This is a genomic window from Aquamicrobium segne (genome assembly GCF_042656785.1).
GTDB classification, from domain to species: domain Bacteria; phylum Pseudomonadota; class Alphaproteobacteria; order Rhizobiales; family Rhizobiaceae; genus Mesorhizobium; species Mesorhizobium segne.
In genome coordinates this window covers 332,051-356,268 of sequence record NZ_JBHSLL010000012.1, presented here as the reverse complement: position 1 = coordinate 356,268, position 24,218 = coordinate 332,051, and the positions used below count along the sequence as shown (strand labels likewise).

Sequence of the window (24,218 nt, the reverse complement as noted above, 5' to 3'; positions counted from 1 at the left end):
TATCCAAAAACCGATTCCACTTTTTGGTCCGATGCTCTAGGCCGAAAACCATATGCGTTTTCGGCCCAGTACAGTCTTTACTTAAAAAGTCTGGTTATAAGGGCCCACTTCAGGGCTGCGGCGCAAGACAGCATCCAGCGCTTCAAACATGTCGCGCCGTCGCTCGGCAGAGACCGGGCTTTCCACCACCACCACCAGTTCGGGCTTGTTGGAAGAAGCGCGCACCAGCCCCCAGGTGTCGTCTTCAGCCACCACCCGCACACCATTGACCGTCACCAGTTCGGCAATTTCCTGCCCGGCAAAGCGTTCGCCATCAGCCTTCATGCGCTTGAAATCGGCCAGCACCCGCTCCACCACGCCATATTTCAACTGATCGTCGCAATGCGGCGACATGGTTGGCGTGCCATAGGTCAAAGGCAGTTCACGGTAGAGATCGGCCATTGAGCTATCCGGGCGGCGATCCAGCATTCCACATATGGCAATGGCCGTTACCAACCCATCATCATAGCCGCGCCCGATCGGCGGATTGAAAAAGAAATGGCCGGATTTTTCAAAACCGGCAATCGCCCCCAGTTCAGCCACCCGCCGTTTGATATAGGAATGGCCGGTCTTCCAATAATCGGTTGTTGCCGCCTGCGCCTGCAATTGCGGATCGGTCTTGAACAGGCCGGTTGATTTGACATCCACGACAAAGCAAGCCCCCGGATATTGGCGTGAAATGTCACGCGCCAGCATCACCCCCACCTTGTCGGCAAAAATCTCGTTGCCCTCATTATCGACGACACCGCAACGATCGCCATCGCCGTCAAAGCCAAGGCCGATATCGGCTCCCGTCTCCAGAACCTTGTCACGAATGGCATGCAGCATCTGCATGTCTTCAGGATTGGGATTATAGCGTGGGAAACTGTGATCCAGTTCCACATCAAGCGGGATAACTTCGCAGCCAATACGCTCCAGCGCTTCCGGGGCAAAAGCACCTGCCGTGCCATTGCCGCAGGCTGCCACCACTTTGAGCTTGCGGCTGATCTGTCTTCCCTCAACCAGATCATCAAGATAGACCTTGCGAAAGTCGCTTATAAATTCATAGGCGCCACCACCGACAAGGTCAAAATCACCTGCCAGCACAATATTTTTCAACCCGCTCATTTCGTCGGGCCCAAAGGTTAAAGGCCGTTGCGCTCCCATTTTCACCCCGGTCCAGCCATTTTCATTATGTGAGGCCGTGACCATGGCCACTGACGGCGTCTCAAGCGCAAATTGTGCAAAATAGGCCATCGGCGAAAGCGCAAGGCCAATGTCTTTTACTTTCGCGCCTGCCGCCATCAGGCCAGAAACCAGCGCCAGCTTGATGCTGAGGGAATATTGGCGAAAATCATGCCCGACCACAATTTTCGGGCTGATCCCCATACGCCGGATCTGCGTTCCCAGCCCCATGCCCAGCGCCTGCACGCCAATCAGGTTCAGTTCGGGTTCCTTGTCGCTGCCTGGTCGGCCAAACCACCAGCGCGCATCATATTCACGAAATCCGGTCGGCTTGATCAGCGCCTCAGTCTCAAATTCAAATGTATTAGGGCGCGCCTGTTCAACAATGGTCAGCTTCACGTCCGGCCTTTCTTTTAAAACAATTGCCACCGGCTAGTAAATTGTCGTGCATTGACCTTGCAGGTTTGAAATACCAGCGCTATAAGCCCGCCACTGGTTACGGAGTGTAGCGCAGCCTGGTAGCGCACATCGTTCGGGACGATGGGGTCGCAGGTTCAAATCCTGCCACTCCGACCAGTTAAATCAACAGGTTAGCCAATCCCCGATATAGCTACCCCACAAAAACCCACCTGAAACAACCTGGAATCATGCCTGAATGACGACGACTTTTGTGCCCGGCTGCACACGCTGGTAGAGGTCGATGACATCATGGTTCATCATACGCACACAGCCGCTGGAAACCGCCCCGCCAATGGTTTTGGGCTGGTTCGTGCCATGAATACGAAACATGGTGTCACGCCCGCCCCGATAAAGATAAAGCGCCCGTGCGCCCAGTGGATTGCTTGGTCCACCCGGCACGCCACCGGCATATTTGAGATTGCGCGGATCACGGCGCATCATATTGGGGGTTGGTGTCCAGCTTGGCCATTCAGCCTTTCGGCCAATTGTTGCATTACCTTGCAGGGCCAGACCTTCACGCCCCACGCCAATGCCATAACGCACCGCACGCCCATTGCCCAAAACATAATAGAGGCGGCGTTCCGGCGTGTTCACCACAATGGTGCCGGCTGGCTGACTGCTGCTATAAGCCACCTCGGTGCGTCGTAATTCAGGTTTTATTTCGGAAAAAGGTATGGCCGCAATCGGGAACCGCTCATCGTGAAGCGCCCCGTAACTTGCATATCGGCTGCTTGTGCAGCCTGCCATGAACAAGGGCAGTCCGACGATAAAAGCTCTGCGTGAAAATGACATCCGCCCATCCTGATCCGCTATATCCGCCTGAATCGGTTAGGCTGGTATGGTTAACAAATAATTACACTACTGCAATAATAAAGCATGTCTCTGGAACTCAACACCCCGTTTTGGGATAAAGACAGGCGTAAAAACAAATAGCTGTCGGGGGCCACCGGACAGGCCAGCATGACTGGACAAGCATATTTTGTGCCCATTCTCCTGTAGCAAAATGGAACAATTTTTTCACTTCCACGCAATCACCTGAGTACAAAACGCTCCATTTTGACCTCTTGCAACCCGGTACACGCAATCACTACTTTTAGTAGTAATATATAATTATGCAATCTAAAGATGTATACGGGTTAATTCCTGTATGTCCGGCACTTTGCATCACACAGGTCGCATCATTCGAGAACGCCCCCAAACAACATCATTGGTGCGGTCCCCAATACGATTCCTGAAACGAGCATTAGCGGCACTGCCTGTGGCCGTTCCCGCACAGCTTGGCCTGTTATGGCTCATCTTCCTGATGCTGCTGATGGGAATGCTTGGCTATGGTATTTATTTCGGGGCCAGCCATTCCGTGCAGCAACTGGCCGCCGATGCAGCCCGCACGGCAATGGGCGGTCTTTCGGCTACAGAACGAAAACAACTCGCCACAGATTATGTCAGCAGCAATGCAGCCAGCTATGCTTTTCTTCACCCTTCAGAACTTGGTGTGGAGGTTCATGACAGCCCCATAGATGCAAACCAGCTTGTTGTTTTCGTCAGCTATGAAGCCACCAACCTGCCGGTCTGGGGGCTGCTGCGGGGCATGAACATGCCGCCCAGAATTATTCGCCGACACTCAACCATCAGACTGGGAGGGCGGTGATGCGCCCCGGCTCTTCCCCCCAAAAGCCCGCACAGCAGACATTTATTGCCAACAGCAAGAGTAATTTTGTGGTGATGATTGCGCTTGCCCTGCCCTTTTCGTTCATGCTGAGCGCCTTCACCGTCAGCACGGCGGCACTTTATCTGGAACACCGCCATGCGCAGGCTGTCACCGATCTGGCCGCCATTGCAGCTGCGGGCAATATGGACAGCGCCGAACAGATAATCACATCAATTTTTGCCAATAATGACCTTGGCCGCATTCATATAAGCCAGATCGGTCAAGCAACACCGCCAACGCCCGACCGTCCGGTGGTCACCGTAATACGCGGTCATTACACGCCTGATGGAAAGCAGCCCCATGCCAGGCGTTTTAAGTCGCAAAAGCAGCCCTATAATGCGGTGCAGATCACACTTCATACGGTCAGCCATCTTTTTTTCGGCGATGGTCTGGTAACGCCCCCCATCATCCGCACCCGGGCTGTCGCCAGCAACAGGGGCCATAATATCCAATCAGGACTTTCAATCGGCGAGCCTACACAAGGCGCGCCATGGCTGGCGGGCGGCGAAGAGAATGAAGTCGCGTGGTCTGCCCAGGCGCGCGCTCACCTTGACGCCACCGCCAGCCCCTTTCGGTTGTCTTCAAGCCCACCGCCACTTCAAACTAAAACTGCGCCTGCAAGCAGACCAGGCAAAGCCATTCCTGTTCTGGTCCAGTAATATGGTTCAGGTAATGACGCTGGGCTGATTGCGACCGGTATGGCGGGCAATGCCTGCCAGATCATCGGCAGCCGCAATCAACTCAGCCAGTGCGTCTTGCGTTTCCAACCCATGTCTGGCCGGGTCCGGCTCATAACGCTCAATATAGATGCGCAAGGTTGCTCCGCTGGTGCCGGTTCCCGACAGGCGCAAGACAAGGCGTGATCCGTCTTGAAACAAAATACGCAGCCCCTGCTGCTCGCTCAGCGAGCCATCAACCGGATCATGATAGGTAAAATCATCCGCAGACTGGATGATCAGGCCCCTCACCTGTGTCCCGGCAAGACTGGGCAAACGCGCCCGCAACCCTTCCATCAGCCTTGTGGCCTGTTCAGTTTTAATTTCTTCATAATCATGGCGTGAATAATAGTTGCGGCCAAATTCAGCCCAGTGTTTTTCAACAATGTCCTTCACGCTCTCGCCGCGTGCAGCCAGAATTGAAAGCCATAACAAGACAGCCCACAGGCCGTCTTTTTCACGCACATGGCTGGAGCCGGCCCCTGCACTTTCCTCGCCACAGATCGTGACCAGGCCCGCATCGAGCAGATTGCCAAAAAACTTCCACCCGGTCGGGGTTTCATAAAGACCGACACCCAGTTTATGCGCCACCCGGTCGGCAGCAGCACTGGTCGGCATCGAGCGGGCAATTCCGGCAAGCCCCGTCATATAGGCAGGCGCAACCCGCGCATTGGCCGCCAGCAGCGCCAGTGAATCTGACGGTGTTACAAAAATACCCTTGCCGATAATCAGATTGCGGTCGCCATCCCCATCGGAAGCCGCACCAAAATCGGGCGCATCCGGCCCCATCATTTCATCATAAAGATGCTTGGCATGAACCAGATTGGGATCAGGATGATGACCTCCAAAATCCGGCAGCGGATGAAAATTACGACAAGACCCCTCAGCCGCACCCAGCCTGTTCTCAAAAATTTCCTTCGCATAAGGCCCGGTCACCGCATGCATGGCATCAAAGCGCATCCGGAAACCCTTTTCAAAAAGGCGTCGCAGCGCAGTAAAATCAAACAGGCTTTCCATCAGATCGGCATAATCGCAAACCGGATCAACCACCTCCACCACCATGGCGCCAACCTCGACCGTACCTGTCCGGTCAAGATCGACCGGGGCGATTTCTGCTATTTTATACTCACCGATTTTTCTTGATCGTGCATAAATGGCATCTGTAATTTTTTCCGGTGCAGGGCCACCATTTTCAGCATTGTATTTAATGCCGAAATCACCCTTCGGCCCGCCCGGATTATGGCTGGCAGAAAGGATGATGCCGCCAAAAGCCTTGTATTTGCGAATAAGATGCGAGGCAGCAGGCGTTGAAAGAATACCGCCTTTCCCCACCATCACCTTGCCCACCCCATTGGCAGCGGCCATGGCAATAACCTTGCCGATCACCTCGCGATTATAATAGCGCCCATCCCCTCCCAGAATCAGGGTCCGTCCCTTGAAAGCAGGCAGCACATCAAAAATCGACTGAATGAAATTTTCCACATAATGGGGCTGCTGGAAAACCGGCACTTTTTTGCGCAAGCCGGACGTGCCCGGCTTTTGGTCAGTGAAGGGCGTTGTTGCAACGGTGCGTATCATCTGTCGGCTTTCTTTTTTCAACAAATCTCATGGGGCACAGCCCAACGCATGAAACCACGCTTCGTTTCCTTGCTGCTGACAGGCTTTACATTTTTCATCCATCAACTTTGCGAAACACTCAAATCATGATGATTTGATGATCAGGACATTGCACCAGATCAACATTCTTGCCAAAGATTGGAAAGTTCGGGAGGAGACCTGCTGCTGTGGAAAGCGGTACAGACAAACATGCTTTGACCGAAACCGTGGACCCCCGGCTTCACCGCGGCGCCAATCAAAGCGGAATGCGTGATCACAATGAGCGGCTTGTGCTATCGCTGGTGCGTCTGCATGGCAGCCTTTCAAAATCCGATATTACGCGCCGAACCGGGCTTTCTGCACAGACCATTTCCGTCATCATGCGCGAGCTGGAACGTGATGGCCTGCTTTTAAAGCAGGCTCCCAAACGCGGCAGGATCGGGCAGCCTTCCGTGCCGATGTCGCTGAACCCGGATGGCGCCTTCTTCATCGGGCTGAAGATTGGCCGACGCAGTTGCGATCTGCTGCTCATTGATTTCTTGGGCAGCACACGTGCTTCATTACGGCTTTCCTACCGCTATCCGGTTTTTTGCGACACTGTTGAATTTGTCTCAAACGGCCTGACAAAACTGTGCGCCAGCCTGTCCCCCGCACAGCAAAAGCGCATTGCAGGGCTTGGCATCGCCATGCCTTTCCGCCTCTGGGAATGGGCTCAAAAAACAGCAGCGCCAGATAAAACTGTCACTGAACACCAGCCACCTGATATACGCGCCGCCATTCAGCCCTTATGCGATTATCCCGTCTTTTTGCAAAATGACGCCACTGCTGCTTGCGGGGCAGAACTGGTGTTCGGCCAGACCGGCATGTTGCGCGATTTCGTCTATTTCTATATCGGCGCACTGGCTGGCGGCGGCATTGTGCTCGGTGGCAGGCTCTATACCGGCCCGACCGGAAATGCTGGCGCATTAGGGTCGATGCCGGTTCCGGGCAAAAATGGCCAGCCTGCGCAACTTCTCGACATAGCCTCCATTGCCGTTCTGGAAAAACGACTGAATGCGCAAGGCATCAAAGCCCCGCATCTGTGGACCACACCGGAAGACTGGGGCGATCTGGGGCCGATTGTCGATGAGTGGATCAAGGATGCAGCCAGCGCTTTGGCCCATGCCATAATTTCCTCAGCCTCGGTCATTGATTTTGAAGCAGCCATCATTGATGGCTGGATGCCTGTATCCGTCAGGGAGCGGCTGTTTGAAGCCCTGTGTGAAGCCATTGGCAAAATCGACACAGATGATTTGTGTGTCCCACATGTCAGGCAAGGAACGATCGGCATCCATGCCCGTGCCCTTGGCGCTGCCAGCCTGCCACTGTCAGAACGCTTTCTGATTGGCCCGGCCCTTGCTGCTGGTAGCACCTGAAACAGACAGCTCCCATGATAATATGCTGCGGTGAAGCCCTGATCGACATGCTGCCACGCCGTTCAACCCTTGGCGAGACGGCTTTTTCACCCTATCCCGGTGGCGGAATGCTCAACAGCGCCATTGCACTGGGACGGCTTGGTGCAAATGCCGGCCTTTATTGCGGCATTTCCAGCGACATGTTTGGCCAGTTGCTGCGCAAGACACTTGCAGCCAGCCACGTCGATGAGCGTTATCTTCATCCCTCACCGCTTCCCACCACACTCGCCTTTGTGCAACTCAATAACGGGCAGGCCAGCTATTTCTTCTTTGATGAAAATACGGCAGGCCGAATGCTTGTCGAGGCTGACCTGCCAGCCCTTGGCAATGAAGTTGAAGCCCTTTTGTTTGGCGGCATCAGCCTGATTGCCGAGCCTTGCGGCAGCACCTATGAAACTTTTATGCGGCGCGAATCTCAAAACCGAACCATGATCCTTGACCCCAATATCAGGCCGGACTTCATTGACGACCACACCAGACATCGTGCCCGCATCAACTCCATGATGACCATGGCCGACATCGTCAAACTCTCAGATGAAGACTTGGCATGGTTTGGTCATGCCGGATCGCCGGATGATTTTGCGCAAGACCGGCTCAGGCGCGAGCCCGGCCTCATTGTCATCACCCATGGCGAAAAAGGCACGGTCGGCTATACGCGCAATCACCGTATCGCCATTGCCGCCCCGACAGTCGAGGTGGTGGATACAGTCGGTGCGGGCGACACGTTCAATGGCGGCCTGCTCGCCTCGCTGCAAGCTCAGGGTCTGCTGGGCAAAGGCAGGCCAGCCCTGCTTTCCGCCGAACAATTACATGCAGCGCTTGAGATGGCCAGCCATGCAGCCGCCATCAGCGTATCACGCGCCGGTGCTAACCCGCCATGGCGTCATGAACTTGCCTGACTTCAACTTGCAACCGCATATAATCAACTCTTAACCCCACTCAAGTTGTATAATGTGAAGCTGGCTGCATGGATCATGTGGCCCTGCCACCTTCCCCATGGCAATCAACTCTGCTACTTGCGCTTAGTCATATCCGCATTGGAGCTCTCATGCAGTTCATTGATCTTGGCGCACAGCGCGAACGCATCCGCGACCGGCTCAAGGCCGCCATCGACCGCGTTGTTGACGATGGCCGTTATATTCTGGGGCCGCAGGTTGCGGAACTGGAAGAAAAACTTGCCGCCTATATCGGCACAAAACATGTCATTGCCTGCGCCAACGGTACCGATGCACTGCTTTTGCCGCTCTATGCATCCGGCATTGGCCGGGGCGATGCGGTGTTCGTGCCAAGCTTCACCTTTGCCGCAACGGCAGAGGTGGTCGCCCTTGCCAAGGCCGAACCCATCTTTGTCGATGTCGATCCCGACACCTATAATATCGACATTGCCAGCCTCGAAGCCGCCATCGAGATGGTCAAAAAAGAGGGCCGGCTTCAGCCAAAAGCCATCATTCCTGTCGATCTGTTTGGTCTCAGCGCCGATTATGATGCCCTCATGCAGATTGCCGAACGCGAAAATCTTCTGGTCATCGAAGATGCCGCCCAGTCGATTGGCGGCTCCGCAAATGGCACGATGTGCGGTGCCTTCGGCCATGTTGCAGGCGCCAGCTTTTATCCAGCCAAACCGCTTGGCTGTTATGGCGATGGCGGGGCCATGTTCACCGATGATGATGTTCTGGCCGAGCGGCTGCGCTCCTTTGCTTTCCACGGCAAGGGTGAAACCCAATATGACAATATCCATGTTGGCATCAATTCACGGCTCGACACGATTCAAGCTGCCATCCTGATTGAAAAGCTGGCCATTTTGGAAGACGAAATGAAGGCCCGCCATAAGATAGCGGTGCGTTATGCCGATGGTTTTGGCGACATTGTCAAAGCCGCCAATAATCCTGATCAGGGTCGTTCAGCTTGGGCCCAATATGCCATTGAAACGCCTAAGCGCGACGGCCTGAAAGCCCATTTGCAGGAAAAAGGCATTCCATCGGTTATCTATTATGTGAAGCCGCTGCACGAGCAAATCGCCTATCGCCACTTCCCGCGCACACCGACCGGGCTTGCCGTTTCGGAAAGCCTGCCACAGCGCATTTTGTGCCTGCCGATGCACCCTTATCTGTCGAATGACGATCAGGACCGCATTATCGAGACAATCCGCAACTATATCGGCTCAAACTCAGAAGCGGCAGTTGAATAGGATATTTTTCAGCCGCCTTTTGCAATGAAGAACGGGTTGGAAAAATCCACGTCGCAGCCGCGATTGCGTTTGCCATAAGCAAGCGGCGCTCCGTCTTGTGTGCAGGTCATGCCACCTGCGGCACGCAAAACAGCATCGCCCGCAGCCGTATCCCACTCCATGGTGCGGCTAAAGCGCGGATAGATATCGGCTTCACCAGCCGCCAGCAGGCAAAATTTCAGCGATGAGCCGATTGCAGTGACATCAGCTATACCAAGACCGGCAATATAATCCTCGGTCTCCGGCGTGTTGTGTGAACGGCTGGCAAGCACGACAGGCGGCCTTGCCTGTTTGCGCACATTGACAGGCTGGCGCGCGCGCACCGCATAATCATCACCAATCAACACTGTTTGCGCCAATCCGGGCCTGCCGGAAAAGAAACGTTTACTGCAAGGTGCAAAAACCACACCGATTGCAGGCGCTCCATCGCAAATCAAGGCGATATTGACGGTAAACTCATCCCTGCCGCTGACAAATTCCTTGGTGCCGTCGAGCGGATCGATCAGAAAAAACGCGCGCCCGATTTCACCTGGCCGGACACCAGCCGATGTTTCTTCTTCGGCCACACATATCATGTCAGGAAAACTCGTCCGCAAACCTTCTAAAATGATGCGCTCGCTCATCCGGTCGGCCTCGGTCACAGGCGAATGATCGGCCTTGTCCTCAACTGCAAAGCCTGCCTCGAAAACGCGCATGATCGCGCGTCCCGCCTCCAGCGCAAGCGCTTCAAACAGGCCAAGGATTTGCCCATCATCCATCCCGGCTGCCGCCTTCACACTGGTCTTATGCACTGTCACACTCTGCCAACCATGATTCTTAACGCAAAAAGCAAAGCGCCCGACACGCAAATGTCGGGCGCTCTAAATTTGATCCTGTCGCCTTTAGCGGAATCGCGCGATAATTGACCAGACAGCCGGCACGAGACTTGCAGCCAGCGCAACCTTGATCAGATCGCCAACAATAAACGGCACCACGCCAAACTGCCAGGCCTTGTCAGCACCGATCAGAACTGCCAGCCAGGCAAAACCCATTGCCAGCATGACAATTTCAGCCGCCATGAAGGCGCCAAACAGCTTGAAGGGGTTGCGGTCAAAGCCACGGTCAGCCGCCCAGCCCGCAATGGCTGCCATGGCCACAAAACCAGCCAGATAGCCGCCGGTGGTGCCAAGCATATAGGCAATGCCGATGCCCTTTTCAGGCGAACTCTGGAACACAGGCATGCCCATGGCTCCCTGGGCCATGTAAAGAACCAGCGTTGCCACAGCAAGGCGCAGGCCAAAGGCCGAGGCAATCAGCAAAACAGCCAATGTCTGCAGCGAAATATCAACCGGGCCAAGAAACACCTTGGTCTTGGCCGAAACCGTCAGCAGCAAGGTACCGCCAATGGCCAGCAGGGCCTGACCGGCCAATCTTTTCGCACCTTTTTCAGGCAGAGCCAGTGAAACAAGCGGACTCATTGTTGCAATTGCCATTATCTTCCTCATTTTATAATCACTGTTTGAGCCTAGCACAGCGGCTGCCTGGAGCCTTCCTCTATATTGCCCCGCATGCTATGCGGCAAATGATTTTATAAAACAGAGAAAAAACCCACAATTTCCATGACGCTGGAATTCGACACAGTCTTTGAGCCTGCCCATGGCTCTTTCGTGAAAGTCGCGCCAAACGTCTTGCGGGTTACAGCGCCAAACGCATCGCCCTTCACCTTTCACGGAACCAACAGCTATATTGTCGGGCGTGATACGCTTGCCCTTATCGACCCCGGCCCGGACGATGAGCGCCACCTGAAAACCCTGCTTGAGGCCATTGCCGGTCGTCCGGTCAGCCATATTTTCGTCAGTCACACACATCGCGATCACTCTCCGCTTGCTGCCCGGTTGCAGGCGCTCACCGGCGCACGCACACTGGCATATGGCCCCTATCGGCCAGCCCGCATGCTTTCCACAGGTCAAATCAACACCCTTGATGAAAGCCACGACACTCATTTTACGCCCGACATCACCTTGCCTGACAATGGCCTGATCGACGGTGACGGCTGGGCAATCCGCGCCATTCACACGCCCGGCCATGCCGCCAATCACATGGCTTTTGCCTTGGAAAATACCGGTCTTCTGTTCAGCGCCGATCATGTCATGAGCTGGTCAACCAGCATTATTGCCCCGCCGGACGGGAATATGGCCGACTATATGGCTTCGCTGGACAGGCTGCTGGAGCGTGATGACCAGTTTTTCCTGCCCGGCCATGGCGGTCCCGTCAGGCAACCCCAAGCGTTCATGCGCGGACTGAAAGCGCACCGCAAGATGCGTGAACGCATCATTCTTGAACGGTTGAAAAAAGGCGACCGGACTATTCCTGAAATGGTCAGGACCATCTATCGAAAAACGGATCCGCACCTGCACAGTGCAGCCGGTCTTTCCGTTCTTGCGCATCTGGAAGATCTGGTCAGCCGTGGCCTGGTTACCAGCACAGACACCCCAGCAATCGACAGCATCTATGAGTTGCGATCTTAAAGCATTTTGCAGCCAGATGGAATTATCTGGCGTCGCACAAATGCGGCTAAAACAAGAGCTTAGAGCATTTTGTGAGCACAGATAGAACCATCTGGCGCAAGCACAAAACCTCTTATTGCCCCGGCGCAATCCCGCTCAATCCTGCCACGGCCTGTTCAATCTCTTCCAGAAAGCCGACAATGCGGTCGCCATTATCGCCCAGATCATGACGACCATAGCGTGAGGCCGAGCGCATATCGACAAGGCTGGTCTCTTCATCGCCGGTAATGCGCACGCCAACATCAACAGGCAATTTTAGAATAAAACTGGTGGCGGATGCTGTTAAAAGCGTCTCGCGCAGCTCCGCATCATCAAGCTCTGTCACCACCATGTCAGCCCAGCCCTGCTGCTCAAACACATTGCGCACAATGCTGACCGCTTCCGTATAGGGCAAGCTGTAATGATGGCTATTGGCAAGCGGATAGGCCTCCATCTGAAGGCGCTGCTCACCAGGCGTTGCTTCAAAACTGCGCCCATCGGCCAAGGCCGGAGCAGTATCAAGATCGGTGGAAATATCATGCAATGGCGGCAAGGTCAGCGCCCGGTAAGAAGCCCCGGCATAAGGGGTCAGAACCAGCAGCGCAATCAAGGCGCCAACACTCAGGTCACGGCCGCCATGCCCCCCAAAACTCCATAACCGTGCAAAGGCCCAGCCTGAAAAAAGCAAGGCCAAGGCAGCCAGCAGGGCCACCAGCGCCAGAACCCATAAATAGGCAGGCGTCTCGACCAGTCCGAAATGATGGCCGGTCCAGACAGTCAACAGCAAAACGGCTGAAAATGCAGCCATACGGCGCGACCAGCCTGCTGCCATTGAGGTCTGCTGTCTGGGAAATTCAGTCATATTGCGCCACCCGAATCGTTCCCCGCACAGATCATGCGTATAAACAAAGACCAGAGCAACGGGCGTTCTAGAGCATCGAACCAAAAAGTGGAATCGGTTTTTGGATAATTCCGATGCTCATTCAAAGAGTTAGGGCGTCCTTTGTGCGTCCGACAGGACGCACGGCGCTCTAACAAACGCAGCTTCCTCTGCTCCGGCTTCTTTTTTAACCACATTTTGCAGCCCGATGGGATCAACCGGCCTTGCGAATGGCTGATTGCGCTGCCGCCAGTCTGGCGATCGGCACCCGGAAGGGGGAGCAGGATACATAATCAAGCCCGACCTCCTCGCAAAAACAGATCGAAGCCGGGTCGCCGCCATGTTCACCACAAATGCCAAGTTTGATGTCGGGGCGTGTTGTCTTGCCCTTCTGCGCCCCCAGACGCACCAGTTCGCCCACACCCTCAATGTCCAGCGAGACAAAAGGGTCCTGCTCGATAATGCCCTTTTTCTGGTAGTTCTCTATAAAACTGGCCGCATCATCGCGCGAAATACCGAATGTCGTCTGCGTCAGATCATTGGTGCCAAAAGAAAAGAATTCGGCACTTTCAGCAATATGATCGGCCCGGATGGCGGCGCGCGGCAGTTCGATCATCGTCCCGACAAGATATTCAATGGTCATGCCGGTTTCTTCCATCACGCTTTGTGCAACCGCATCAATACGTGTCTTGACGAAATCAAACTCTCGCCTGAGACCAACCAGCGGCACCATGATTTCAGGCACAATCAGCTTGCCTGCCTTGCGCCCGGCCTCAACAGCAGCTTCAAACACGGCACGCGCCTGCATTTCGGCAATTTCCGGATAGGTTACCGCCAGCCGGCAGCCACGATGACCAAGCATCGGGTTGAATTCATGCAAGGCTTCGGTCCGCTGCCGCAATTTTTCTGAGGAAACGCCCATATCTTCGGCCACCTCCTCCAGTTCCTCCTCGGTTTTCGGCAAGAACTCATGCAACGGCGGGTCAAGCAGGCGAATTGTGACCGGCAGACCGGCCATAATCTCAAACAGTTCCAGAAAATCCGATCTTTGCATGGGCAACAGCTTGGCAAGTGCGGCGCGCCGATCCTTTTCCGTATCAGCCAAAATCATTTCACGCATGGAAACGATACGCTGACCGTCAAAGAACATATGCTCGGTCCGGCACAGGCCAATACCTTCCGCCCCGAAAGAACGCGCCATGCGCGCATCGGCAAGGGTTTCGGCATTGGTGCGCACCTTCATGCGCCGTGCCTCGTCCGCCCATTCCATGATGGCGGCAAAATCACCCGAAAGCTCGGGCTGAAGCATGGGCACGGCCCCCTTCAAAACCTGTCCTGAACCACCATCAATGGTAATGATGTCGCCCTTGCGGAATGTCTGGCCAAGGGCCATCAGCGTCCCGTTGCGACAATCCACACGCAGCAAACCCGCACCCGATACACAAGGCTTGCCCATGCCGCGCGCGACCACCGCTGCGTGGCTGGTCATGCCGCCGCGCGTGGTCAAGATGCCTTGCGCCACATGCATGCCCTGAATGTCTTCAGGACTTGTCTCGACACGAACGAGAATGACCTTGCGGCCAGCCGAACTCATTTCTTCGGCTTCTTCCGAGCTGAAAACAATCTCTCCGGTTGCAGCCCCTGGTGAAGCAGGCAACCCCGTCCCGATGACATTGCGCTGTGCGGTGGGATCAATGGTTGGGTGCAGAAGCTGGTCGAGCGAAAGCGGGTCGATGCGGCACACGGCTTCCTGCTTTGTAATCAGCCCTTCCTGCGCCATGTCGACGGCAATTTTCAGCGCCGCCTTGGCGGTGCGCTTGCCGGAGCGCGTCTGCAACATCCACAATTTTCCGCGTTCAATGGTGAACTCAAGGTCTTGCATGTCACGATAATGGTTTTCCAGCCGCTGCGAGATATCGACAAAACTGCGGAAGGCGTCCGGCATCAGCTTTTCCAGCGAAGACTTGTCTGACCCGGCAGCAATACGCGCCGCCTCGGTAATGTTTTGCGGTGTGCGAATGCCAGCCACCACGTCCTCACCCTGGGCATTGACGAGAAACTCACCATAAAGCGCATTTTCGCCGGTCGAAGGGTTACGGGTAAAAGCCACGCCGGTGGCCGAGGTTTCTCCCATATTGCCAAACACCATGGCCTGCACATTGACAGCCGTACCCCAGCTTTCAGGAATATCGTGCAAGCGCCGATAGATGATGGCGCGCTGGTTCATCCAGCTTGAAAATACAGCGCCGATCGCCCCCCAAAGCTGTTCACGCGGGTCTTGCGGGAACGGGCTTTCCAGTTCTTCCTGCACTTTTTCCTTATAAAGGCCGATAATATCGCGCCAGTCTTCAGCGCTCAAATCCGTGTCGAGGTCATGGCCAAGACGGGCCTTGGCATCTTCCAGAATTTCCTCAAAAATCTCATGATCCAGCCCCAGCACCACACTGGAATACATCTGGATGAAGCGGCGGTAACTGTCATAGGCAAAACGGGCATCGCCTGAATCAGAGGCCAGCGCGACAACAGTTTTGTCATTGAGGCCAAGATTGAGCACCGTATCCATCATGCCCGGCATGGAGGCGCGCGAACCTGAACGCACCGACACCAGCAACAGATTTTCCGGATCGCCAAAGCGGCGGCCCGTCACCTTGCCGATATAGGCAAGGGCTGCATCAAGCTGTGCATCAAACTCTTCGGGAAAGCGGCGACCATCGGCATAATAGCGGTTACACATTTCGGTGGTGATGGTAAAACCGGGCGGAACCGGCAGCCCAAGGCTGCACATTTCGGCAAGGTTTGCGCCCTTGCCGCCCAGAAGATTCCGGTCACTTGCGCGCCCTTCAGCCGCATTATCGCCGAAAGTATAAACCCACTTGCTCATATGCGCTTCTCGCCCTCCTGGAGCGCCATGCACCCTGTCAGACGCACAAAAGACGCTCTAAACTCTTGTTTAGCACCTACCCATCCCGACAAGGCCGGACAGCGAAGCGTTAAGGGGCACAACAGCGAAAGGCAAGCGCAGGCTTGCATATGAGCCAATCTATATCGATTAGAGTCAGAACCTGTTCATCTTCCTCCCGCCGCTAAAGCGTGTCGCTTTTCTTTCAGATTCACGCAACCCGCTTTAAGCCTTTATTTTTACGCATGTCTTTATCCCGAAACTGGTTCTCAAGTCTCGGGAGACAGGCTTTAACAAGAACAGCGGCAAAATATTCACCGCTCGCACAAAAAGAAACCGGTTTTGCAACTGTAGCCTTGCTGACCAGTCAAAAACCTCATAGAACATAAAGAGAACAATGGAGGGTGCCATGCGACAGACAGGTAAACTCGACTATCTTGAAATGCCGGCAAGTGGCGGTACGCTCGACAGCGTCAAGGCTTTCTACAGTGCGGCCTTCTCATGGTCCTTTACCGATTACGGGCCAGATTATTCTGCTTTTTCAGAAGGGTTGGATGGCGGTTTTCATACCGATGCAATTGCCGGGTCCGCAAAACCATTACCGGTTCTGTACAGCAAAAATCTGGAAGACACACTGAACGCCGTCACGCAGGCTGGTGGACGAATCATCAAGCCTGTCTTCGCTTTCCCCGGCGGCCGTCGTTTCCATTTCATGGATCCGGCAGGCAATGAGCTTGCCGTCTGGGGCGAATAAGCCGGTTCAAGAGCCAATATTCTCAACACCCGGCTCATGAAACTCCATATGGCGGCCCGAAACTTTCTCGTAATGGCCCAAAACTTCCTGTAATGGATTGTGCTTTGGCTCATCTGTGCCTATAAGCCGCCTGTCTTGTTCGGGACAGTTTGTTGGGGCGTAGCCAAGCGGTAAGGCAGCGGTTTTTGGTACCGCCATTCCCTGGTTCGAATCCAGGCGCCCCAGCCACGGCTTTTTCTCCCCTGCTTTTCAATGATCTGAACCGTTTCACCGCCCGATGATACCATAGGGTGGTAAAATGTTCTAAAACCTGCTTCATCAAACTGGCTTTACGCATTGAAAGGACCCATCATGAGCTGGATGCCCGATATCGATCCGCAATGCCCGGATGCTGGCAATCTTGAGTCCATCGAAACACTGATTGTGCCTCGCTCGCGCGATATTGGTGGTTTTGAAGTGCGCCGCGCGCTGCCAGCACCTAAACGCCAGATGGTTGGGCCCTTCATCTTCTTCGACCAGATGGGTCCAGCCGAATTCATTGATGAAGGCGGCATTGATGTGCGCCCTCACCCCCATATCGGGCTGGCCACCGTCACCTATCTCTACAAGGGCGAATTCCAGCATCGCGACAGCCTTGGCACCAACCAGATGATCTATCCGGGCGCAGTCAACTGGATGATGGCTGGCAATGGCGTCACCCATTCAGAACGCACCAGCCCCGAAACCCGTCGCAAATCACCGCATTCCCTGTTCGGCATCCAGACATGGGTGGCGCTACCCGAAGCCGATGAAGACAAGCCCGCAACTTTCGAGCATCAAGGTGCCGAGGCTTTGCCGGTATTAAACAGTGAGGGCAAGCATGTGCGCCTGATCCTTGGCACGGCCTGGGGCGAGCGGGCGCCGGTCAAGACTTTTTCGGAAATGTTTTATGCCGATGCCACGCTGCTGGCTGGCGCAAAAATTCCGCTACCCGACACTCATGAAGATCGCGGTATCTATGTCACCGAAGGCTCGATACTGATTGCCGGGCAGGAATTCAAGGCCGGGCAAATGATGGTCTTTCGGCCCGGCGACCCCATCACTGTCACCGCTGGAGCGCGCGGGGCGCGTCTGATGCTGCTTGGTGGCGAAACGCTGAATGGGCCGCGCTATATATCGTGGAATTTCGTATCCTCATCGAAGGAAAAACTGCGTGCCGCCAAAGAAGCCTGGATCAAGGGAGACTTTGAACATGGCCGTTTCCAGTTACCACCCGATGACAATGAAGAGTTTATTCCCTTTCCCACAATCTCTTCTCTCCGCGGCTGAAACAACAGTCTCATTATGAGCCAACACGCCACAACAAGCCCAAGCGGCATTCATCACGTCACGCTGATCACGCGCAATGTGCAAAAAAACGTCGATTTTTACGCCGGTTTTTTAGGCCTGCGGCTGGTCAAGCGCACGGGCGGTTATGAGGATGCCGAGCAGCTTCACCTGTTTTATGGCGATGCTCTGGGCTCGCCTGGAACGCTTGTGACTTTCCTTGTCTGGGAAGAAGGGGCAAGCGGGCGGGTTGGCCATGGTCAGGTTTTTGAATTTGCACTGGCCGTACCCCGGCAAAGTCTGGGTGAATGGATGACACGCTGCCTGCAGCACGGCATTGCCATGCAGGGGCCTTCACATGAATTTGGCGAAACAGTCTTGCGGCTGAAAGATCCCGACGGGTTCATTGTCAAGCTCGTTGGTGTTGACATGCCGAGCGCCCATCCATGGGGTGACGCCTCACGCGGCCCCACACGTTTGCGCGCCGTGACCATTTTGTCAGAAGCGCCAGAAGAAACGGCGGCCTTCATCACCCGCTTTGGCTATAGAATCGGTCCGGTGGAGAGCAACACCACCCGCATGATTTCCGATACCGATGTCATCGATATCCGCGATGGCACGGGCTTTGTGGAAGGTATTCCCGGCACCGGCACAGCCGATCATGTTGCCTTTCGCGCAGCCGATATTACGGCAATAAAGGCCCTGGAAGCACAGCTTGCTACACTCAATTCATCTCCCACAAACAGCCATGACCGGCATTATTTCACCTCGCTTTATGTGCGCGAACCTGCCGGCACGCTTCTGGAAGTGGCAACCGATGGACCCGGTTTTACCATTGATGAGACAGCTGACCTGCTGGGCACGGAACTGATGGTGCCACCAGAGGCTGCAACCAGGGCTGAAGACATCAAACTCATGCTGCCGCAATTTTCCATGCCGGGAGAGCCGCGTCTGCCGCACCGTGACCTGCCTTTTGTGCACCGTTTTTACACACCTAAAGACCCAGACGAAACTGTCATTGTGCTCCTGCATGGCAGTGGCGGCACCGAAGCCGACCTGATGCCGCTGGCGCACCGTATTGCACCACGCGCCACCTTGCTTGGTGTTCGCGGCCGCGCCCATGAAGAAGGCAGTGCCCGCTGGTTTCGCCGTTTGGGCCCGACCGTTTTTGACCAGGCCGACATCCACTCCGAGGCAGAAGCCTTTGCCGCCTTCATCGAAGGTGCAGTGGCGGCCTACAGGCTTGACCCTGCCCGTATGATATTTCTGGGAAACTCAAACGGGGCGAACTTTCTGGCCAGCATCATGGCGCTGCAACCCGGTCACATCACAAAAGCCATCCTGCTGCGCCCGATAATGGTTCTGGACCATGCACCCGAAACCCGTCTGGACAACAGCCGGGTGCTGATGATTACCGGCAAGCGCGACCCCTTCGCCAATTTCGGCCAGAAGCTGGTGCAATGGCTGGACACATCGGGCGCACTGTTTGAGCAGCGATGCATTGACGCCAGTCATGAATTGTCATCTCAGGACGAGATTATCGCCCAAGAATGGCTGCTGGATCAGCAGACAGAAAGCCTCACCTGAAACAAATAGAAAAAGCGCTTTGTGTCTCCGTCAAAACGTGGCGCGCTCAGGCAATATCTCTTCGCGTGGCTACTGATAGGTTTTTTCCTCACGGCGCTCCATAGCTTGCGGCGTTAAATCAAAATCGCAGAAAAACAGAACATTGAAGAACGCAAAGGTCATGGCAATGGCCATGGTCCGCAGCGGATAATCGACCAGTGAATGCAGCAAAATCACCAGAATCGACAATAGAACCAGACGCTGAAGCGGACGGTTATAAACCCGGGCCGCGCGCACAATCAGCATGATGGCATAAATGGCAAAGATCATGGCTGTCGCCACTCCGCCTTCGAGCAGCAATTCGAGAAAGTCATTATGCGCATGATTGACATAAGACGCATAGATCATCTGCGGCTTTTCATAAGTGGGATAGACCAGATCAAATGTGCCAAACCCGGTTCCCCATAACCAGTTGTCCTGTATCGCCTGCCATGTTGTCAGGGCAAATTCCCGCCGGCCAAAATCCGCATCCAGTTGCTGGGAGCCGATCTGCACCAGAGCACCATAGCCATAGACAATCAAAAGGATGAGCAAGATCACCATGGCCAGCGTACCAATACGCCCGCGCCAAAGAAGCGAACCAATTGAAATGGCAACAACACCCAGACCAAGCAGGATACCGGCACGTGACCCGGCCGCCAGCAGAATCAGAAAGGTCAGCGCCAGCAACAAGACCGCAATCAGCGCCCGGTCATGGAAAAAGCCGAAATAGATGATCAGCGGCAGGCTGGCAAAAACCAGCGTGGAAAAATGGTTCACATTGGCAAACATGCCGACCATGACGCGGTATCCAAGCAGATCGCTTAGGGTTACCTCTGAACTGAAAGAATATTGCAACCCGGCAGCAATCAGATTGCACACAAGGCCAATCACAAAAAACGGCAGAAGCGTTGCAAATTTCTCTTGAGACAGGCTGGCGGCAGCAATGAAAAACACCACGGGCGTTAGCCCGAATATGATGGCCTGTATGGTGCGTGAGAGGCTTAAGCTGATGGGTGCAGCATCGACCGTAACAGATGGATCACCTCCCGTAAAAGGAAGCAGACTATCGAGACGACCAATATCAATCAGAAAAAGTGGAAGCGGTATCAGCTGGAAAACACCTACCGCCAATGTGAGACTGAAAATGATAATGCCCGCCCGCATGGCTTTTGATAGATGTTGCGCTCCCATCAGCGCATAGGCAGAGCCTGCAATGATCAGGATCTGGAGAATGGCGTCGACCATGATGGCGCGTTGGGTAGCACCGCCCACCAGCAGACAGGCCAGCAGACAAAAGCCCAATATGGAGCGGCGGCCGCGTATGGCTTTCAGGCTTGCCACTTCTTGCCCGGTCATGACGGCACCGCCATGATGCGAAGCTGATGAAACAGGATTTTTCCACCGTAACGGTTGCTCCAGCTTTCAACCATGGCATTGGTGCGCAAGGACAGGCTTTGTACCGGGCAATTTTGCGCAATGGTAAAGCGGGTTTGAAAACTGCGATTCTGATAAGTCCCTTCCGGCACCTCCAGACGCTGAACCGGCTGGCCGGGGTCAAGGCAATCTATCGCCCATAACAGTGATTTTGGCAGATCGGCGGAAGTGGCTGTGGCTGTAAACTCAAGCTCGTAAGAGCCGGCTGGCAACATGATGGTCTGCTCTACGCCAACGCGAAGCACGGGTGTGCTGCCAAACTCAATGAACAAACCCTGCGGCAGGCTACTGTCTTGAGATATAAAAGGCATGGTTACAGAAACACCGGGCTGTGGCCGGATCATCCAGTCAAACCTTCTGCCCGATGCGTTTTGCACAAATTGCCCATTAAACACAAAGCCAGCCAAATCCCCTTCCGCTTCAGCCAGCGTAAACAGGAAAGTGCGATAAGCCAGATCATAGCGCTTGTGCGCAAACAGGCTGCCAAGCAAAGTCGCCGTCTCCGCAGCAGAAGGTGGCGCAGAGCTTGACGCCAGATCCTGCAGGAACTGTGCTGTAAAGTCGAGATTTTCAAAATTGTAACTCGACAATTCTGCAATCAGCCGGGATCGCCAGGGGGGGGATTGTGCAACCATTTCCAGCAAGGCGGCATAGCTGTTTTCTTGCGAAAACACCTGTGGCATTGCCGAGGCAAAAGACCCAACCCTCTCCGGCCAGCGCCGGAACATCAAATCCAGCGCCTCCATGGCTTTGTCATGGTCTGCGTCTGCAACAGCCCGATAAACAGACCATTGCAATGCATGGATTTCAGTGCTGGCCAGCTCCAGCGCATGATCAAACATGGCATAGGCTGCTTCCACCTGCTCACCGCGGCGCAAAACCTCGCCCAGCAGGCTGTAGATGCGCGCATCGCCTGCATTGGCAGGCACGGCTGCGCGAATCTGCGCTTCCATCTCCTCAAGCGACGTGTCCGTTTCCTGCCGGTTTAATTGCCCGACCATCTCCACAAGCAGCGCCTCCACATTCAGCGGATAAAGCGCCAGCGCCACATCAGGATTGCTCTTTTCAAGATGGCGACTTGATGCGATCACCAAGATGACGCAAATACTGGCGAAGGCGCTCAGACACAGAAGCCAGCGACCCGTTTTTCGCATGATGTGCTGAGCTCCCCTCCTCGCTCGTGCCTTCAAGTCTTGGCGCATCTCCGCCATAGTTGTAATAATTATAACTCAAGTATTTATAGCTGTAGTTATAATCCAGCTTGCGGACCGCAAATTTGGTCATCGCCACACCCAAAACATTGGCGCCAGCCGCCTGAATACGTTTCAGCGCCGTTCGTGCTGCCTTGCGCGTGACCTGATTGGAAGACACGACCAGAAGTGTGGCATCAGTCAAACGGCTTAAAATCGGCGCGTCGGAAAGACCAAGAATTGGCGGCGAATCCACAAGCACAATGTCATAATTTCTGGACAGCCTTTGCAGCAGCAACCCCATACGTGACGATGACAGAAGATCGGCCGGGTTGGGCGGGATCATGCCAGCAGTGATCACACTGATATTTGTGCTAACCGGCTTGATCAGCTTTGCCAGATCCTCGCGCCGGATCGTATTGGTCAGCACATTGGAAAGCCCCACGATATTATCGAGCTTGAACATCCGGTGCATCATGGGCTTGCGCAGGTCAGCATCCACAACCAGAACCTTTGCGCCCAGAGCGCTGAAATCTTCGGCAAGTTTATAAATGGTTGTGGATTTTCCTTCCGATGGCTCAGAACTGGTCACAAGCAGCATACGCGGCGCTCCCTCTTCGCCGGAAAACTGAAGCGAGGTGCGCAGTGAGCGGTAGGATTCCGACAGTCTCGATTTCGGGTCCTGCAACTCTTGTGCAAACTCCCTTTCCTCAAGCGCCGGCAAAATGCCCAGAATGGGCAGGCGCAATTCATTTTCCACCTGCTCAGGATTGGTAAAAGTGTTGTTGAGCAGTTCCAGAATGTAAATCGCCACGGCACCAACGGCCAGTGACAGCATCAGTCCTATGACCAGGTTGAGAGAACGGCGCGGGGTATATGGAGAATCGGGAGTAACCGCCAGATCAACCACAGCCGCACTCTGGTTGCGCAATTCGGAACTGACCGCAACCTCATTGAGCTTGGCGATCAGATTGTCATATTGGGAACGGTTGGAATCCACTTCGCGCTTCAGGATCGTATACTGGATATTCTTATCCTGATAAGCGACCTGTTCCGCCTCCAGTTCAGTCAGCTTGTCCTTCAGGTCTTCAACCTTGGCAACCGTCTCGCTGTGCTTGATGCGGATCGAATCGGTAATGGCGGCAACGCCCAGCTTCACCTGATTTTCAATCTCCTGAATTTGCGAGCGCAATTGCTGCATTTCAGGAAAGCCCGGTTTGAAGAAAGCCAGTTTTTGCTGATATTCCGCGTTCAGTTCGGCAAGCCTGCCTTTCAGTTTTTCCAGCCCCTCACTGGCCAGAACCTGCTCCAGGCTGGCGCCTTGCCCATTGGCGATCTGCTGGACCAGACGGCCATAATCGAGGCTTTCCTGCATGGCCAGAGCCAGCGCCTTATTGATCTCGGTCAGATTTGCTGCAATCAGCGAACTGTCACTGCCGGTGATGGTGATGCCTGCGCTCTTGGCATAATCAACCAGTTCTTCCTCGGATTTCTGCAACCGCTCCTTGACCTGAAGCACCTGTTCCTGAATGAATTTACGGGCTTGCAAGGACGTATCGCTGGCCTGATCGACACGCTGATCGATAAAACTCTGGGCAATCTGATTGGCGATCTCATAGGCATATTCCGGCTTTTGATCGGAATAGCTGATCGACAACAGGTTGGTATTGATGATCGGATCAACTGTCAGATTGTCCAGCACCCGGTTTGTCGCCATACGCGCCCGCTCACTGGCGCTATATTCGGCTATATCTGCGGTCACTGTTCTCCCAAAGGCACGATTTAAAATGTTAAGCGGCGAAAAACCCGGCCTTGGAAACAGAAAGTCTGCCCGCTCGCTCAGCCCCAGATTAAACACCACACGCTCTGCCAGAGAGCGGCTTTTGAGTTTTTCACGCGCGGTCAGAAAAGAGCGGATATCACTGGTTTCAGCAGTCATCTCGATATCCTGGTACACCCGGGCAGAGGGAACCAGAACCTCAAGTTTTGCTGTCGCCCTGTATTGCGGCGTCATCATCATGGTCAGCGCCAGCGAACTGACCAGACCAATCGCCGCCAGCGTAACCAGCAGCCAGCGATAATGCACGACATAGAAAAACAGCCGTAAAACATCAAAGCCCTCCTCCTGCATCGGAGGCTCATAGGCGTAATCCTGAATCTGCATGCGCGGATCATAATAGCCGCCGGGCATGGCAACGGCTCCGCTTGCGGAATGCTCCGGACCTATCTGGCGATGGCGATCTAGCATATCCCTGTTCCA

Annotated in this window: 19 protein-coding genes and 2 tRNA genes; 11 read left to right on the top strand and 10 right to left on the bottom strand. The window is 54.7% G+C overall.

The features are described 5' to 3' along the window. Window positions 1-81: 81 nt before the first annotated feature. Window positions 82-1,602, bottom strand: coding sequence for a phosphomannomutase/phosphoglucomutase (locus ACFPLB_RS04965; RefSeq protein ID WP_378228237.1), 1,521 nt, complete (start codon window positions 1,600-1,602; stop codon window positions 82-84). A 100-nt stretch (window positions 1,603-1,702) separates the two neighbouring features. On the opposite strand from ACFPLB_RS04965, the gene ACFPLB_RS04960 reads away from it, so the two are divergent. Then, window positions 1,703-1,779 (top strand) — tRNA-Pro (locus ACFPLB_RS04960). A gap of 69 nt (window positions 1,780-1,848) precedes the next feature. Here ACFPLB_RS04960 and ACFPLB_RS04955 read toward each other — a convergent pair. After that, window positions 1,849-2,454 (bottom strand): L,D-transpeptidase, encoded by a 606-nt coding sequence (locus tag ACFPLB_RS04955; RefSeq protein ID WP_378228236.1) that lies wholly within the window; start codon window positions 2,452-2,454, stop codon window positions 1,849-1,851. A gap of 466 nt (window positions 2,455-2,920) precedes the next feature. On the opposite strand from ACFPLB_RS04955, the gene ACFPLB_RS04950 reads away from it, so the two are divergent. Both ACFPLB_RS04950 and ACFPLB_RS04945 read left to right on the top strand, forming a co-directional pair. Further along, window positions 2,921-3,310 (top strand): TadE/TadG family type IV pilus assembly protein, encoded by a 390-nt coding sequence (locus ACFPLB_RS04950; protein WP_378228235.1) that lies wholly within the window; start codon window positions 2,921-2,923, stop codon window positions 3,308-3,310. Next, a complete protein-coding gene (locus tag ACFPLB_RS04945; protein WP_378228234.1) occupies window positions 3,310-4,029 on the top strand; it encodes a TadG family pilus assembly protein in 720 nt (239 codons plus the stop codon). The genes ACFPLB_RS04950 and ACFPLB_RS04945 overlap by 1 nt, the downstream gene beginning before the upstream one ends. A 6-nt stretch (window positions 4,030-4,035) precedes the next feature. On the opposite strand, the gene ACFPLB_RS04940 is transcribed toward ACFPLB_RS04945, so the two are convergent. Next, window positions 4,036-5,664, bottom strand: coding sequence for an alpha-D-glucose phosphate-specific phosphoglucomutase (locus ACFPLB_RS04940; RefSeq protein ID WP_378228233.1), 1,629 nt, complete (start codon window positions 5,662-5,664; stop codon window positions 4,036-4,038). 206 nt (window positions 5,665-5,870) lie between these two features. Between ACFPLB_RS04940 and ACFPLB_RS04935 the strand changes: the two genes are divergently transcribed. The 3 genes from ACFPLB_RS04935 (at window position 5,871) to ACFPLB_RS04925 (ending at window position 9,324) form a co-directional block, all read left to right on the top strand. After that, window positions 5,871-7,097 carry an ROK family transcriptional regulator gene (locus tag ACFPLB_RS04935; protein ID WP_378228232.1) on the top strand — a complete coding sequence of 409 codons (1,227 nt, stop codon included), beginning with the start codon at window positions 5,871-5,873 and terminating at the stop codon, window positions 7,095-7,097. Window positions 7,098-7,111: 14 nt separating this feature from the next. Beyond that, entirely contained in the window at window positions 7,112-8,035 is a 924-nt protein-coding gene (locus ACFPLB_RS04930) for a carbohydrate kinase family protein (RefSeq protein ID WP_378228231.1), read from the top strand. Between the two features lie 149 nt (window positions 8,036-8,184). Beyond that, on the top strand, window positions 8,185-9,324 hold the full coding sequence (locus ACFPLB_RS04925) for a DegT/DnrJ/EryC1/StrS family aminotransferase (RefSeq protein ID WP_378228230.1): 1,140 nt from the start codon (window positions 8,185-8,187) through the stop codon (window positions 9,322-9,324). An 8-nt stretch (window positions 9,325-9,332) separates the two neighbouring features. Here the strand turns inward: ACFPLB_RS04925 and cysQ are convergent, their stop codons facing one another. Both cysQ and ACFPLB_RS04915 read right to left on the bottom strand, forming a co-directional pair. After that, entirely contained in the window at window positions 9,333-10,106 is a 774-nt protein-coding gene (cysQ, locus tag ACFPLB_RS04920; RefSeq protein ID WP_378228389.1) for a 3'(2'),5'-bisphosphate nucleotidase CysQ, read from the bottom strand. A 138-nt stretch (window positions 10,107-10,244) separates the two neighbouring features. After that, window positions 10,245-10,835 (bottom strand): biotin transporter BioY, encoded by a 591-nt coding sequence (locus ACFPLB_RS04915; protein ID WP_378228229.1) that lies wholly within the window; start codon window positions 10,833-10,835, stop codon window positions 10,245-10,247. A 126-nt stretch (window positions 10,836-10,961) separates the two neighbouring features. Between ACFPLB_RS04915 and ACFPLB_RS04910 the strand changes: the two genes are divergently transcribed. Beyond that, window positions 10,962-11,870: an MBL fold metallo-hydrolase gene (locus ACFPLB_RS04910; RefSeq protein ID WP_378228228.1), complete on the top strand. Its 909-nt coding sequence runs from the start codon at window positions 10,962-10,964 to the stop codon at window positions 11,868-11,870. A 112-nt stretch (window positions 11,871-11,982) separates the two neighbouring features. On the opposite strand, the gene ACFPLB_RS04905 is transcribed toward ACFPLB_RS04910, so the two are convergent. Further along, on the bottom strand, window positions 11,983-12,750 hold the full coding sequence (locus tag ACFPLB_RS04905; protein ID WP_378228227.1) for a DUF1499 domain-containing protein: 768 nt from the start codon (window positions 12,748-12,750) through the stop codon (window positions 11,983-11,985). A 232-nt stretch (window positions 12,751-12,982) separates the two neighbouring features. Further along, window positions 12,983-15,649 (bottom strand): pyruvate, phosphate dikinase, encoded by a 2,667-nt coding sequence (gene ppdK / locus ACFPLB_RS04900; RefSeq protein ID WP_378228225.1) that lies wholly within the window; start codon window positions 15,647-15,649, stop codon window positions 12,983-12,985. A 427-nt stretch (window positions 15,650-16,076) separates the two neighbouring features. On the opposite strand from ppdK, the gene ACFPLB_RS04895 reads away from it, so the two are divergent. From ACFPLB_RS04895 to ACFPLB_RS04880, 4 genes are all read left to right on the top strand, one after another. After that, window positions 16,077-16,421, top strand: a complete 345-nt coding sequence (locus tag ACFPLB_RS04895; protein WP_378228224.1) for a VOC family protein — start codon at window positions 16,077-16,079, stop codon at window positions 16,419-16,421. A gap of 153 nt (window positions 16,422-16,574) precedes the next feature. Next, a tRNA-Gln gene (locus ACFPLB_RS04890) sits at window positions 16,575-16,649 on the top strand. A 123-nt stretch (window positions 16,650-16,772) separates the two neighbouring features. Next, window positions 16,773-17,729: a pirin family protein gene (locus ACFPLB_RS04885; protein WP_378228223.1), complete on the top strand. Its 957-nt coding sequence runs from the start codon at window positions 16,773-16,775 to the stop codon at window positions 17,727-17,729. A 15-nt stretch (window positions 17,730-17,744) separates the two neighbouring features. Beyond that, on the top strand, window positions 17,745-19,313 hold the full coding sequence (locus ACFPLB_RS04880; protein ID WP_378228222.1) for a VOC family protein: 1,569 nt from the start codon (window positions 17,745-17,747) through the stop codon (window positions 19,311-19,313). Window positions 19,314-19,382: 69 nt separating this feature from the next. On the opposite strand, the gene ACFPLB_RS04875 is transcribed toward ACFPLB_RS04880, so the two are convergent. Genes ACFPLB_RS04875 through ACFPLB_RS04865 form a run of 3 tightly spaced genes read right to left on the bottom strand, consistent with a single transcriptional unit; the run spans window position 19,383 to window position 24,206 of the window. Beyond that, window positions 19,383-20,690: an O-antigen ligase family protein gene (locus ACFPLB_RS04875; RefSeq protein WP_378228221.1), complete on the bottom strand. Its 1,308-nt coding sequence runs from the start codon at window positions 20,688-20,690 to the stop codon at window positions 19,383-19,385. Further along, a complete protein-coding gene (locus ACFPLB_RS04870; protein WP_378228220.1) occupies window positions 20,687-21,859 on the bottom strand; it encodes a tetratricopeptide repeat protein in 1,173 nt (390 codons plus the stop codon). Before ACFPLB_RS04870 ends, ACFPLB_RS04875 begins: the two co-directional genes overlap by 4 nt. Next, window positions 21,834-24,206: a GumC family protein gene (locus ACFPLB_RS04865; RefSeq protein ID WP_378228219.1), complete on the bottom strand. Its 2,373-nt coding sequence runs from the start codon at window positions 24,204-24,206 to the stop codon at window positions 21,834-21,836. The genes ACFPLB_RS04870 and ACFPLB_RS04865 overlap by 26 nt, the downstream gene beginning before the upstream one ends. Between the last annotated feature and the right edge of the window lie 12 nt (window positions 24,207-24,218).

Excerpts from the sequence above, each read along its gene's own strand:
- ACFPLB_RS04955 (WP_378228236.1), bottom strand. The coding sequence starts at position 2,454 with ATGTCATTTTCACGCAGAGCTTTTATCGTCGGACTGCCCTTGTTCATG.
- ACFPLB_RS04945 (WP_378228234.1), top strand. The coding sequence starts at position 3,310 with ATGCGCCCCGGCTCTTCCCCCCAAAAGCCCGCACAGCAGACATTTATT.
- ACFPLB_RS04940 (WP_378228233.1), bottom strand. The coding sequence starts at position 5,664 with ATGATACGCACCGTTGCAACAACGCCCTTCACTGACCAAAAGCCGGGC.
- ACFPLB_RS04930 (WP_378228231.1), top strand. The coding sequence starts at position 7,112 with ATGATAATATGCTGCGGTGAAGCCCTGATCGACATGCTGCCACGCCGT.
- ACFPLB_RS04925 (WP_378228230.1), top strand. The coding sequence starts at position 8,185 with ATGCAGTTCATTGATCTTGGCGCACAGCGCGAACGCATCCGCGACCGG.
- ACFPLB_RS04915 (WP_378228229.1), bottom strand. The coding sequence starts at position 10,835 with ATGGCAATTGCAACAATGAGTCCGCTTGTTTCACTGGCTCTGCCTGAA.
- ACFPLB_RS04910 (WP_378228228.1), top strand. The coding sequence starts at position 10,962 with ATGACGCTGGAATTCGACACAGTCTTTGAGCCTGCCCATGGCTCTTTC.
- ACFPLB_RS04905 (WP_378228227.1), bottom strand. The coding sequence starts at position 12,750 with ATGACTGAATTTCCCAGACAGCAGACCTCAATGGCAGCAGGCTGGTCG.
- ppdK (WP_378228225.1), bottom strand. The coding sequence starts at position 15,649 with ATGAGCAAGTGGGTTTATACTTTCGGCGATAATGCGGCTGAAGGGCGC.
- ACFPLB_RS04895 (WP_378228224.1), top strand. The coding sequence starts at position 16,077 with ATGCGACAGACAGGTAAACTCGACTATCTTGAAATGCCGGCAAGTGGC.
- ACFPLB_RS04885 (WP_378228223.1), top strand. The coding sequence starts at position 16,773 with ATGAGCTGGATGCCCGATATCGATCCGCAATGCCCGGATGCTGGCAAT.
- ACFPLB_RS04880 (WP_378228222.1), top strand. The coding sequence starts at position 17,745 with ATGAGCCAACACGCCACAACAAGCCCAAGCGGCATTCATCACGTCACG.
- ACFPLB_RS04875 (WP_378228221.1), bottom strand. The coding sequence starts at position 20,690 with ATGACCGGGCAAGAAGTGGCAAGCCTGAAAGCCATACGCGGCCGCCGC.
- ACFPLB_RS04865 (WP_378228219.1), bottom strand. The coding sequence starts at position 24,206 with ATGCTAGATCGCCATCGCCAGATAGGTCCGGAGCATTCCGCAAGCGGA.